Source organism: Streptomyces crystallinus, assembly GCF_039521265.1.
Taxonomy (GTDB): domain Bacteria; phylum Actinomycetota; class Actinomycetes; order Streptomycetales; family Streptomycetaceae; genus Streptomyces; species Streptomyces crystallinus.
This window is the reverse complement of the sequence record NZ_BAAACA010000014.1, coordinates 1,067,185-1,078,176: the sequence shown is the minus strand read 5'-3', so window position 1 is coordinate 1,078,176 and position 10,992 is coordinate 1,067,185. Positions and strand designations below refer to the sequence as shown.

At 72.3% G+C, this 10,992-nt stretch carries 9 protein-coding genes, 1 pseudogene and 1 riboswitch; of the genes and pseudogenes, 8 read left to right on the top strand and 2 right to left on the bottom strand.

From position 1 onward, the window contains the following. The 5 genes and pseudogenes from ABD236_RS15410 to ABD236_RS15390 all read left to right on the top strand — a co-directional run. Positions 1-145, top strand: a pseudogene (locus ABD236_RS15410) (flavodoxin-dependent (E)-4-hydroxy-3-methylbut-2-enyl-diphosphate synthase); the annotation flags it as partial. A gap of 44 nt (positions 146-189) precedes the next feature. Further along, a complete protein-coding gene (gene dxs / locus ABD236_RS15405; protein WP_344074205.1) occupies positions 190-2,097 on the top strand; it encodes a 1-deoxy-D-xylulose-5-phosphate synthase in 1,908 nt (635 codons plus the stop codon). Beyond that, positions 2,094-3,491, top strand: a complete 1,398-nt coding sequence (locus ABD236_RS15400; RefSeq protein ID WP_344074204.1) for an aspartate aminotransferase family protein — start codon at positions 2,094-2,096, stop codon at positions 3,489-3,491. The genes dxs and ABD236_RS15400 overlap by 4 nt, the downstream gene beginning before the upstream one ends. 73 nt (positions 3,492-3,564) lie before the next feature. Further along, positions 3,565-4,173, top strand: a complete 609-nt coding sequence (locus ABD236_RS15395) for a helix-turn-helix domain-containing protein (RefSeq protein WP_344074203.1) — start codon at positions 3,565-3,567, stop codon at positions 4,171-4,173. 10 nt (positions 4,174-4,183) lie between these two features. After that, positions 4,184-4,327 (top strand): DUF6126 family protein, encoded by a 144-nt coding sequence (locus ABD236_RS15390; RefSeq protein WP_344074202.1) that lies wholly within the window; start codon positions 4,184-4,186, stop codon positions 4,325-4,327. A 14-nt stretch (positions 4,328-4,341) separates the two neighbouring features. On the opposite strand, the gene ABD236_RS15385 is transcribed toward ABD236_RS15390, so the two are convergent. After that, positions 4,342-5,157, bottom strand: a complete 816-nt coding sequence (locus ABD236_RS15385; RefSeq protein WP_344074201.1) for a tyrosine-protein phosphatase — start codon at positions 5,155-5,157, stop codon at positions 4,342-4,344. Positions 5,158-5,353: 196 nt separating this feature from the next. On the opposite strand from ABD236_RS15385, the gene ABD236_RS15380 reads away from it, so the two are divergent. The 3 genes from ABD236_RS15380 to ABD236_RS15370 all read left to right on the top strand — a co-directional run bounded on the left by ABD236_RS15380 (position 5,354) and on the right by ABD236_RS15370 (position 9,906). After that, a complete protein-coding gene (locus ABD236_RS15380) occupies positions 5,354-7,468 on the top strand; it encodes an alpha-galactosidase (RefSeq protein WP_344074200.1) in 2,115 nt (704 codons plus the stop codon). A 375-nt stretch (positions 7,469-7,843) separates the two neighbouring features. After that, a riboswitch (cyclic di-AMP (ydaO/yuaA leader) is annotated at positions 7,844-8,025 on the top strand. A gap of 4 nt (positions 8,026-8,029) precedes the next feature. After that, positions 8,030-8,974 (top strand): M23 family metallopeptidase, encoded by a 945-nt coding sequence (locus tag ABD236_RS15375; protein WP_344074199.1) that lies wholly within the window; start codon positions 8,030-8,032, stop codon positions 8,972-8,974. A 140-nt stretch (positions 8,975-9,114) separates the two neighbouring features. After that, entirely contained in the window at positions 9,115-9,906 is a 792-nt protein-coding gene (locus ABD236_RS15370) for an SGNH/GDSL hydrolase family protein (protein WP_344074198.1), read from the top strand. 73 nt (positions 9,907-9,979) lie between these two features. Here ABD236_RS15370 and ABD236_RS15365 read toward each other — a convergent pair whose 3' ends face one another. Next, a complete protein-coding gene (locus tag ABD236_RS15365) occupies positions 9,980-10,972 on the bottom strand; it encodes an NAD-dependent epimerase/dehydratase family protein (RefSeq protein ID WP_344074197.1) in 993 nt (330 codons plus the stop codon). Positions 10,973-10,992 lie beyond the last annotated feature (20 nt).

Genomic DNA, 10,992 nt, shown 5'->3' with positions numbered 1-10,992 from the left:
GATCTTCGTGAAGGGCGAGGTCATCAAGACGGTGCCCGAGTCGAAGATCGTCGAGACGCTGATCGAAGAGGCGATGAAGATCGCCCAGGAGATGGAGGGGGAGGGCGTCGCCTCCGGCGTCCCGAGCGTCACCGCGCGGGGCTGACCGGAACCACCGAGAGCAGAACGGGATCCGAAGGGGGCTCCAGCGTGACGATCTTGGAGAATGTTCGGGGGCCGCACGACCTGAAGGCGCTCCAGAGCGCCGAACTCACCCTGCTGTCCCAGGAAATCAGGGAATTCCTGATCCAGGCGGTGGCGCGGACCGGGGGCCATCTCGGGCCCAACCTGGGGGTGGTGGAGCTCTCCATCGCCCTGCACCGGACCTTCGACTCACCCGCCGACCGCATCCTGTGGGACACCGGGCACCAGAGCTACGTACACAAACTGCTCACCGGGCGGCAGGACTTCTCGAAGCTGCGCTCCAAGGGCGGGCTCTCCGGCTACCCCTCGCGCGCCGAGTCCGCGCACGACGTCATCGAGAACTCGCACGCCTCGACCGTGCTCGGCTGGGCCGACGGGCTCGCCAAGGCCAACCAGGTACGGGGCAGGCCGGACCACGTCGTCGCGGTCATCGGCGACGGCGCCCTCACCGGCGGCATGGCCTGGGAGGCGCTGAACAACATCGCCGCCGCCCGCGACCGGCCCCTGATCATCGTGGTCAACGACAACGAGCGCTCCTACGGCCCCACCATCGGCGGCCTCGCCGACCATCTGGCCACCCTGCGCACCACCGACGGCTATGAGCGGTTCCTGGCCTGGGGCAAGCAGGTCCTCCAGCAGACGCCGGTGGTGGGGCGGCCGCTGTACGAGTCGCTGCACGGCGCCAAGAAGGGCTTCAAGGACGCCTTCGCCCCGCAGGGGATGTTCGAGGACCTGGGCCTGAAGTACGTGGGGCCCATCGACGGGCACGACATCGAGGCCGTCGAGTCGGCGCTGCGCCGCGCCAAGCGCTTCCACGGGCCCGTCCTGGTGCACTGCCTCACCGAGAAGGGGCGCGGCTACCAGCCGGCCCTGGACGACGAGGCCGACCGCTTCCACGCCGTGGGCGCGATGGACCCGCTGACCTGCCTACCCCTCGCCCCCGCCGGCGGCCCCTCGTGGACCTCGGTGTTCGGCGCGGAGCTGGCGGCGCTCGGCGCGGAGCGCGAGGACGTCGTGGCGATCACCGCCGCGATGCTCCACCCCACCGGGCTCACCGAGTTCGCCGCGCGCTTCCCCGACCGGGTCTGGGACGTCGGCATCGCCGAGCAGCACGCGGCCGTCTCGGCGGCCGGGCTCGCCACCGGCGGGCTGCACCCGGTCGTCGCCGTCTACGCCACCTTCCTCAACCGCGCCTTCGACCAGGTCCTGATGGACGTCGCCCTGCACCGGTGCGGAGTGACGTTCGTCCTGGACCGGGCCGGGGTCACGGGCGTCGACGGCGCCTCCCACAACGGCATGTGGGACCTCTCCGTCCTCCAGGTCGTGCCCGGTCTGCGGATCGCCGCGCCGCGCGACGCGGCCCAGCTGCGCGCCCAGCTGCGCGAGGCCGTCGACGTCGACGACGCCCCCACGGTGCTGCGCTTCCCCAAGGAGTCGGTCGGCCCGGACATCCCCGCCCTGGACCGGGTCGGCGCGATGGACGTGCTGCGCCGCGACGAGGACGCCGAGGTGCTGCTGGTGGCGGTCGGGGTGCTCGCGCCGGTCTGCCTCCAGGCCGCCGACCTGCTCGCCGGGCGCGGCATCCGGTGCACGGTGGTGGACCCCCGCTGGGTCAAGCCCGTCGACGAGCAGCTGGCGCCGCTGGCCGAGCGGCACGCGCTGGTGGCGGTCGTGGAGGACAACTGCCGTACGGGGGGCGTCGGCTGGGCCGTCGGGCAGGCGCTGCGGGACGCCGGGGTGGACACCCCGCTGCGCTCCTTCGGCATCCCCGAGCAGTTCCTCGCGCACGCCAAGCGCGCCGAGGTGCTCGCCGACATCGGGCTCACCCCGGTGGAGATCGCGGGACGGATCAGCGCCGCGCTGGCGGCGCGCCAGGACGCCGCCGTGGCGGCCGAGAAGGAGAACGACGGATGACCGACGGCGGCCCCACGGGCTTCGACCTGGCCCGGCTCCTCGCCGAACGCGGCGGCGAGCGCTACGAGCTGCACGCCAGATACCTCAACCACCAGCTGCCGCGCATGCTGCACACCATCGGCTTCGACAAGGTCTACGAGCGGGCCGAGGGCGCGTACTTCTGGGACGCGGACGGCCAGGACTACCTGGACATGCTCGCCGGGTTCGGGGTGATGGGCCTGGGCCGCCACCACCCCGTCGTCCGCAAGGCGCTGCACGACGTGCTGGACGCCTCGCTCGCGGACCTCACCCGCTTCGACTGCCAGCCGCTGCCCGGGCTGCTGGCCGAGAAGCTGCTCGCCCACAGTCCCCACCTGGACCGGGTGTTCTTCGGCAACAGCGGTACGGAGGCGGTGGAGACCGCCCTGAAGTTCGCCCGGTACGCCACCGGCAGACCCAGGGTCCTGTACTGCTCCCACGCCTTCCACGGGCTGACCACCGGCTCGCTCTCGGTCAACGGCGAGTCCGGCTTCCGCGACGGCTTCGCCCCGCTGCTGCCCGACACGGCGGTGCCGCTGGGCGACCTCGCCGCCCTGGAACGCGAGCTGAGGCGCGGCGACGTGGCCGCGCTGATCGTCGAGCCGATCCAGGGCAAGGGCGTCCACGCGGCGCCGCCCGGCTATCTGCTCGCCGCGCAGGAGCTCCTCCACCGGCACAAGGCGCTGCTGATCGCGGACGAGGTGCAGACCGGGCTCGGCAGGACCGGCGACTTCTACGCGTACCAGCACGAGAAGGGCGTCGAGCCGGATCTGGTCTGTGTCGCCAAGGCGCTCTCCGGCGGCTATGTGCCCGTCGGCGCGACCCTCGGCAAGGAGTGGATCTTCAAGAAGGTCTACTCGTCGATGGACCGGGTCCTGGTGCACTCCGCCAGCTTCGGCTCCAACGCCCAGGCGATGGCGGCGGGTCTCGCGGTGCTCTCGGTGATGGAGGACGAGGAGATCGTCGCCAACGCGCGCGTCACCGGCGAGCTTCTGAGGTCCCGCCTCGCCGCGCTGGTCGACCGCTACGAGCTGCTGCACGACGTACGCGGGCGCGGCCTGATGGTCGGCATCGAGTTCGGCAAGCCATCCTCGATCCGGCTGCGCGGGCGCTGGACCATGCTCCAGGCCGCCCGCAAGGGCCTCTTCGCGCAGATGGTGGTGGTGCCGCTGCTCCAGAAGCACCGCATCCTCACCCAGGTCTCCGGGGACCACCTGGAAGTCATCAAGCTGATCCCGCCGCTGACGATCGGCGAGCGTGAGGTGGACCGCTTCGTGGAGGCGTTCACGGCCGTGATGGAGGACGCGCACGGCGGGGGAGGGCTGATGTGGGACTTCGGCCGCACCCTGGTCAAGCAGGCGGTCGCCAACCGGTAGGCGTATCCGGGCGGGATTTGCCTGTGAGGCAAAAAATTTGCCCCACAGGCAATCCGCTGACTGAATGGAGTGCATGAGCACTCCGCCCGAAAGCGCCGGGGAGCCGTCCGGCCCCGCGCTCCCCGGTGTCGCCCCGCGCCTGCGTGACCTGCGCCGGCGCCGGGGCCTCACCCTGGAGGCCGCCGCCCCGCGCGCCGGGCTCTCACCGGCGCATCTGTCCCGGCTGGAGACGGGCGCCCGCCAGCCCTCGCTGCCGATGCTGCTCGCGCTCGCCCGTATCTACGGTACGACGGTCTCCGAGCTGCTCGGTGAGATGCCGCCCGAGCGCGAACCCGTCATCCGGGGCGGCCGTGCCGAGCCCGCCGAGGCCGACGGCTGGACCTATCACCGCGCCGGGCACCCCGGCCGGGCCATGCAGGCCCTGCGCGTCGAGGTCCCGTACGGCACCCAGCGCGAGCTCGTCCGTGTCCACCCGGGCGAGGAGTGGCTGCACGTCCTGTCCGGGCGGCTGCGGCTCACCCTGGGCGAGGACGTCCATGAGCTCGACCCCGGTGACAGCGCGCACTTCGACTCGCTCACCCCGCACCGGATCTCCGCCGCCTCGCACGGCGGGGCCGTGTTCCTGTTCGTGCACACCCTGCTCCAGAGCCCCGACCCGCATCCGCACCACCCGCACGCCTGAGAGGTACGCCATGTCGCAGAACCAGGGACGGTCCGGCGCCGACACCCGGGAGACGAAGTTCCCCCGGGGTCTCGTGGTCCGGCTGTTCGCCTACCTGATCGCGGGCCACATCTTCGCGGCCTTCCTCTATCTGCTCTTCACCGTCGGGAAGTGACCTTCAGGGCGCGGCTAGGCGGCGTCCTCCACCAGCCGGTCGCGCAGCCGCTCGCGCGTCTCGGCGGTCAGGCCCAGGCCCTCGCTCAGATAGCGGTCGGTGCTTCCCCAGGTCTCCTCGATGGTGTCGAAGGCCGCGTGCAGATAGCCGGCGCGGGCGTCGAAGAGGGGGTTGAGCAGCTCCATGACCTCGGCGCTCATACCGGCCGCCGAGTTGTCGCTGCGGTGCATCTTGTAGCGCCGGTGCGGGTCGTTGGACTTGAGGTAGTCGGCCTCGATGGCGTCCCGCTCCACGCCCACCGCCAGCAGCGACACCGCGATGGACAGGCCCGCGCGGTCCTTGCCCGCCGCGCAGTGCATCAGCGCTGGGACGCTGTCCTCGGCGAGCGCGTGCAGCACCCGGCTGTGCTCGGCCGTGCGCTCGCGGATGATCGTGCGGTACGAGCGGGCCATCCGGTCGGCGCCGCGGCCGTCGGAGAGGACCGAGCGCAGCTGGTTGATGTCGCCGTCGCGGACCATCTTCCAGAACTCGGCCCCGTCGGCGGGGTCGGTGAGCGGTATGTTCACGTTCCGCACGCCCGGCAGCTCGACGTCCGGGCCCTCCAGCCGCTGGTCGGCCGCGTTGCGGAAGTCGAAGATGGTGTGCAGCCCGAGCGAGGTCAGGAAGGCCGCGTCCTGCTCGGTCGCATGGGCCAGGTGGCCGCTGCGGAAGAGCCGTCCGTGCCGCAGCCGCCGGCCGTCCACGGTCGGCAGTCCGCCCACATCACGGAAGTTGCGCACGCCGGCGAGCTCGGGCTCGGTCGAAGGGATCTGCGGAGTCTGCTGCGTCACGTTGGCTCCTGATGTGGTTCGAAAAAAGATCACGCCGCCTCGATCCGACGATACGACATGGGTTCCCGGGGCAATCATCTCGGCGGTCTGACCGAAATGCGACCCCCGCGTACCCATTGCCCTCGCGGGCGCGCTGCCCTGATCCTGTTGCTGATGTTCATGCCTGTGCGTACCTGTGCGGAACTGGGGGTTCGGGATGATCGAGACCGCGGACAGCGGACGGATATGGCTGCTCTCCGGCCGCACCAGCGGTTATGCGCTGCACCTCACGGACCACGGCGAACTCCTGCATCTGCACTGGGGCCCACGGCTCACCCTCGCCGACGCCGAAGCCCTGGCACTTTTGCCCCTCGCGCCCCACCGGCCCTTCGAGTCACCACTGGATGGTCAGGAGGAGTACGTGGTGGAGTGCGGGCCCCGTTTCGCGCGCCCCGCGCTCTCCGTACGGACGCCCGAAGTGCGCGGCACCGAAGGGGAGTTCGCGGGGGCGGACGTCGACGGCGACGAGCTGCGGCTGCGGTTCGCCGACGCGGTGCACCGCCTCGGGCTCACCCTGCACTACCGGATGCGCGACGACTCGGACGTCGTCGAGCGCTGGGCGACCGTCGCCCACGAGGGCGCGCCCGGCGATCCGGACCTGGAGCTGCTCCGCGCCGACGCGGCCGTATGGACACTGCCGCCGCGCGAGGGCTGGCGGCTCAGCCAGCTGCACGGCCGCTGGGCGGCCGAGTCCCGGCTCGTACGGTCCCCGCTCACCCCCGGCGACAAGGTCCTGGGCAGCCGCCGCGGCCACACCGGCCACCAGCACCTGCCCTGGGTGGCCCTGGACGCCGAGGGCACCGCCACCGAGGAGAGCGGCGAGGTGTACGGCTGCGCGCTCGGCTGGTCCGGGTCCTGGCGCATCGCCGTACAGCACCTGCCCGACGGCCGGGTGCAGATCAGCGGCGGCGCCGGGTACGACGACTCCGGGCTGTTGTCGCTCGCGCCCGGCCACGCGTACACCACACCGGTCTTCGCCGGGCTGTGGAGCCCGGACGGCTTCGGCGGGGCCAGCCGAGAGTGGCACGCCTGGCAGCTCGCACGGGTGGTCCCGGAGGCCGGGCGGGTGCGGCCTGTGCTCTTCAACTCCTGGGAGGCCACCCGGTTCGACATCGGCGAGGAGCAGCAGCGGGCGCTGGCCGGGCGCGCGGCCGCGCTGGGCGTCGAGCTGTTCGTCGTCGACGACGGCTGGTTCGGGGAGCGCACCCACGACGCCGCCGGGCTCGGCGACTGGACGCCCAACCCCGAGCGCTTCCCCGGCGGGCTGAAGCCGCTCGCGGACGAGGTGCACGCGCTGGGCATGCGGTTCGGGATCTGGGTGGAGCCGGAGATGGTCAACCCCGACAGCGCGCTGTACCGGGCGCACCCGGAGTGGGTGCAGCACCAGAGCGGCCGCCGGCGCACCGAGTTCCGCAACCAGCTGGTGCTCAACCTCGCCCGCCCCGACGTCCAGGAGCACCTGTGGGAGCAATTGGACGGGCTGCTCTCCAGCGTGCCCGTCGACTATGTGAAGTGGGACTTCAACCGCTCCTTCAGCGACGCGGGCTGGCCCGGCGAGGAGTATCCGCAGCGGCTCTGGATCGACCACGTACGGGCGCTCTACGGCCTGCTGGACCGGCTGCGGGCCGCACACCCCTCGGTCGACTTCGAGTCCTGCTCGGGCGGCGGCGGCCGGATCGACCTCGGCATCCTCTCCCGCACCGACCAGGTGTGGACCTCCGACAACACCGACCCGCTGGACCGGCTCGCCATCCAGCACGGCTTCAGCCAGCTGCACCCGGCCCGGGTGATGGCCGCCTGGGTCACCGACAGCCCCAACACCCTGCTCAACGGCCGCCGCAGCAGTCTGCGCTTCCGCTTCGTCAGCGCGATGGCCGGAGTGCTCGGCGTCGGCGGGGACCTCACCCGCTGGAGCGAGGACGAACTGGCCGAGGCGCGCGGCTGGGTGGAGCTGTACAAGGAGATCCGGCCGGTGGTGCAGCTCGGTGCCCAGTACCGGCTGCGGCCCCCGGAGGGCGGTCTGAGCGCCGTCCAGTACGTACGCGGCGACGACGCCGTCGTCCTCGCCCACCTCCAGGCCCAGCACCACGGGCTGCGGCCCCCGGCCCTGCGGCTGCGCGGCCTGGACCCGGCGGCCGCTTATCGGTGCCTGGACACCGGGGCCGTGCACCGGGGAGCGGTATTGCTGCACCGGGGCCTGGACACCGGGCTTGTGGGTGATCTTGATGCGGCGGTGTTCCGTTTCCGGCGGGCGGGTGCGGGGGAGGGATGAGGAATTCACCCGCCGAGCGCGACAAAGCTGCCCATCTGGGTGTAGCGGCTCAAAACGGGACAGAGTGTGGTGATAGCTCTCGGGCTGGGTGAATCAGGGCGGAACTTTCGTCCGGATTGGGCGATTTGATGGACCCTGTCCATCTCCCGGGCGTGACACGGAGGTTGCCCGTGAGGAGCGTCATATCCGTGACGTTCCGTGGTGGCGGCCCCGAATGAATTCCCCCGTCCGGCCGGGCCCGTTGGGAATTCCGGTCCACGCAGGGTGACCGCAATTCCCCGGTGAATTCGCGGCCGGGAATGCGGATGACGAATGGGCACTTGTCGTGGTGCGCCGGGCTCGCTTACGGTCACCGCAATCCGGGTGGACCGCCGAATCCTGCCACCGCCCGGAATCCGCACCCATCCACGCGTGGCAGGAGCGGGGGACCCAGGTAAGCGCCGTCCGGAATTCCGGCACGGCTCGGGGTGAAGCCGGAGCACCGTGACGCAGCGGTGCCGGCCGGGCAGCTCCAGCCCGAACCCGACAGCTCACCTCGCAGGCGCCGGAGAGGAATCCGCCATGCCCGCGAAGGGTAAGCACCGCCGTCCCAAGTCCAGCCCGATATCCCGGGGCATGGTCGCCGCCGGCACGGGCGGCGCCGCACTCGCCATCCCGCTGCTCGGCGCCACCGGCGCGCACGCCGCGGCGCAGACCGCCGCCCCCGCCGCCGCGCCCCAGCAGACCGCCCGGGCCGCCGCCTTCGTCGCCGCGCCCGCCGCCCCGCAGGCCGCACCGACCACGTACAAGGTCAAGAGCGGCGACTGCCTGTCGCGGATCGCCGAGGACCACCGGCTCGGCGGCTGGCAGCGGCTGTACCAGGACAACCGCGAGGTCGTCGGCTCCGACCCGGCGCTGATCCGGCCGGGCATGAAGCTCGTCCTCGGCGCGAAGGCCGCCGGTGCGTCGCACACCTCCGCCAAGGCGAGCGGCTCGCACGGGACCGGCGCGAAGCCGGCCGCGAAGCCGGCCCCCGCCAAGGCCCACACGTCGACGTCGTCCCAGGCCACCGGCGCTTCCCCGGCCGACACCGCCCCCTCGGCCGGCCAGGGCTCCTCCTCCGGCTTCCGCGCGCCCCTGGACAGCGTGAGCATCGGCACCCCGTACCGCATGGCCGGATCCATGTGGTCCAGCGGTTACCACACCGGCGTCGACTTCGCGGCCGAGACCGGCACCGTGGTGAAGGCCGTCGGCGCGGGCACGGTCGTCTCGGCCGGCTGGGGCGGCGCGTACGGCAACCAGGTCGTCATCCGGCACGCCGACGGCATGTACTCCCAGTACGCCCACTTCTCGCAGCTCTCGGTCTCGGCCGGGCAGAGCGTGACCGAGGGCCAGCAGCTCGGGCTCTCCGGCGCCACCGGCAACGTCACCGGCCCGCACCTCCACTTCGAGATCCGCACCACGCCCGACTACGGCTCGGACGTCGACCCGATCGCCTACCTCCGCCAGCAGGGCGCGAGCCTCTGACGGAAGCCGTGCCGCCCGAATCGCCGGGGGTATTCGGCGTATTCCCGCTGGGGACAACTGACCGGGTGGTCTATATCACCCACCGTCAACCCCTCCTTACGGTCGCGTAGGTCACACGCGTAAGGGAAAGATATGGTCCCGTGGCAGACGATTCGAGATCATTCAACAGCGGTACGTTCGGGTCGTACACGGCGATCGGCGACAGCTTCACGGAAGGGGTCGGCGACCCCGGTCCCGACGGGGCATTCGTCGGCTGGGCGGACAGGTTCGCCGTGCTACTGGCAGACCAGCGACCGGAGGGGGCCTTTCGCTACGCCAATCTCGCGGTCCGCGGCAGGCTCCTCGACCAGATCGTCGAGGAGCAGGTGCCGCGGGCCAAGGAGCTCGCACCCGACCTGGTGAGCTTCTGTGCGGGGGGCAATGACATCATCCGGCCGGGCAGCGACCCGGACGACGTGGCCGAGCGCTTCGAACGCGCGGTGGCCGACCTGAAGAGCACGATCCCGACGGTCATGGTGACCACCGGGTTCGACACCCGCGGGGTGCCGGTCTTCAAGCATCTGCGCGGCAAGGTGGCGACGTACACCGCGCATGTGCGCTCCATCGCCGACCGCTACGGGTGCCCGGTGCTCGACCTGTGGTCGCTGCGGTCCGTCCAGGACCGGCGGGCGTGGGACGCCGACCGGCTGCACCTGTCGCCCGAGGGGCACACCCGGGTCGCGCTGCGCGCCGCCCAGGTGCTCGGGCTCGAGATCCCGGCCGACCCTGACCAGGAGTGGCCCCCGATGCCGCCGCGGGGCACCCTCGAGGTGCGGCGCGACGACATCCACTGGGCGCGTGAGCACCTGGTGCCATGGATCGGGCGACGGCTGCGCGGCGAGAGCTCGGGCGACCACGTGGAGCCCAAGCGGCCCGACCTGCTGCCTCTGTGACGGCCCATCAGGTGGGTTGGCCCCTGGGCCAACCGCGCTGACGGGCCGTCATGTGGGCGGCGCCGTGCGCGGCTCAGCCGTGCAGCAGCTTCCGCTCCGTCTCCGGGTCGAGTCCGACCCGGGGGCGGTCCGGCCGCTGCGGCGCCTCCCCGCCGATCGACCGGAGCCAGGCCCAGGTGTCGGCGGCCGTCTCCGCGACAGGACGGCAGCGCAGCCCGGAGAGCACCGCCTTCCACACGTTGGAGCCGTGCATCGTGCCGTGCAGCTCGCCCGGCGGGATCCACACCGGCAGGTCGCTCCACGGCTCGACCCCGGCGGCCAGGATCGGCTCCGGGTCCGTCCAGCGCAGCTCCGCGCCGCCGCCGGTCACCCGCGCGCACGCCTCCAGGAGCTCGCCCATCGTGGTGTGGTCCGGCGGGCAGACCAGGTTGTACGGGCCGCAGAGCCCGAAGTCGGCGGCGCTCACGATCCACTCCGCCAGATCCCGTACGTCGATGAACTGCACCGGCAGATCGCGCGGCCCCGGAGCCAGCACCTCGCCGCCGCGCGCCATCCGGCCCAGCCACCAGGGCAGCCGCCCGATGTTCTCGTACGGGCCGAGGATCAGCCCGGCGCGCACCAGGAGCGAGCGGTCCGGGCCGAACTCCCGGACGGCGGCGAGCTCGCCGCCGCGCTTGGCCTGGGCGTAGGCCACCTCGCCCTCGGCGTCCGGCGAGCCGTCGACCAGCTCCGCGCCCTCGTCGGCCCCGACCGGGACCGGGTGCTCGTACACCGAGCGGCTCGACACGTACACATACCGGGCGGCCCGCCCCTCGGCGAGCAGCCGCGCGGCGTCGCGCACCGCCGAGGGCGCCCCCGACCAGGTGTCCACGACCACGTCCCACCGGCCGTCGGCGAGCGCCGCCAGACCGTCCTCGGCCGTCCGGTCGCCGAGCAGGGCCCGCACGCCCTTCGGCGGCTCGTGGCGGCCCCGGTGGAAGACCGTCACCTCGTGCCCGCGCGCCAGCGCGGTCTCGGCCACGGCGCGGCCGACGAACTCCGTACCACCCAGTATCAACAGCTTCATGGCCGCAACTCTGCCCGCCG

What these genes read in the sequence shown, in the direction of transcription:
- ABD236_RS15380 (WP_344074200.1), top strand. Translation starts at nt 5,354, where the DNA reads ATGATCGAGACCGCGGACAGCGGACGGATATGGCTGCTCTCCGGCCGC.
- ABD236_RS15395 (WP_344074203.1), top strand. Translation starts at nt 3,565, where the DNA reads ATGAGCACTCCGCCCGAAAGCGCCGGGGAGCCGTCCGGCCCCGCGCTC.
- ABD236_RS15400 (WP_344074204.1), top strand. Translation starts at nt 2,094, where the DNA reads ATGACCGACGGCGGCCCCACGGGCTTCGACCTGGCCCGGCTCCTCGCC.
- ABD236_RS15390 (WP_344074202.1), top strand. Translation starts at nt 4,184, where the DNA reads ATGTCGCAGAACCAGGGACGGTCCGGCGCCGACACCCGGGAGACGAAG.
- ABD236_RS15365 (WP_344074197.1), bottom strand. Translation starts at nt 10,972, where the DNA reads ATGAAGCTGTTGATACTGGGTGGTACGGAGTTCGTCGGCCGCGCCGTG.
- ABD236_RS15375 (WP_344074199.1), top strand. Translation starts at nt 8,030, where the DNA reads ATGCCCGCGAAGGGTAAGCACCGCCGTCCCAAGTCCAGCCCGATATCC.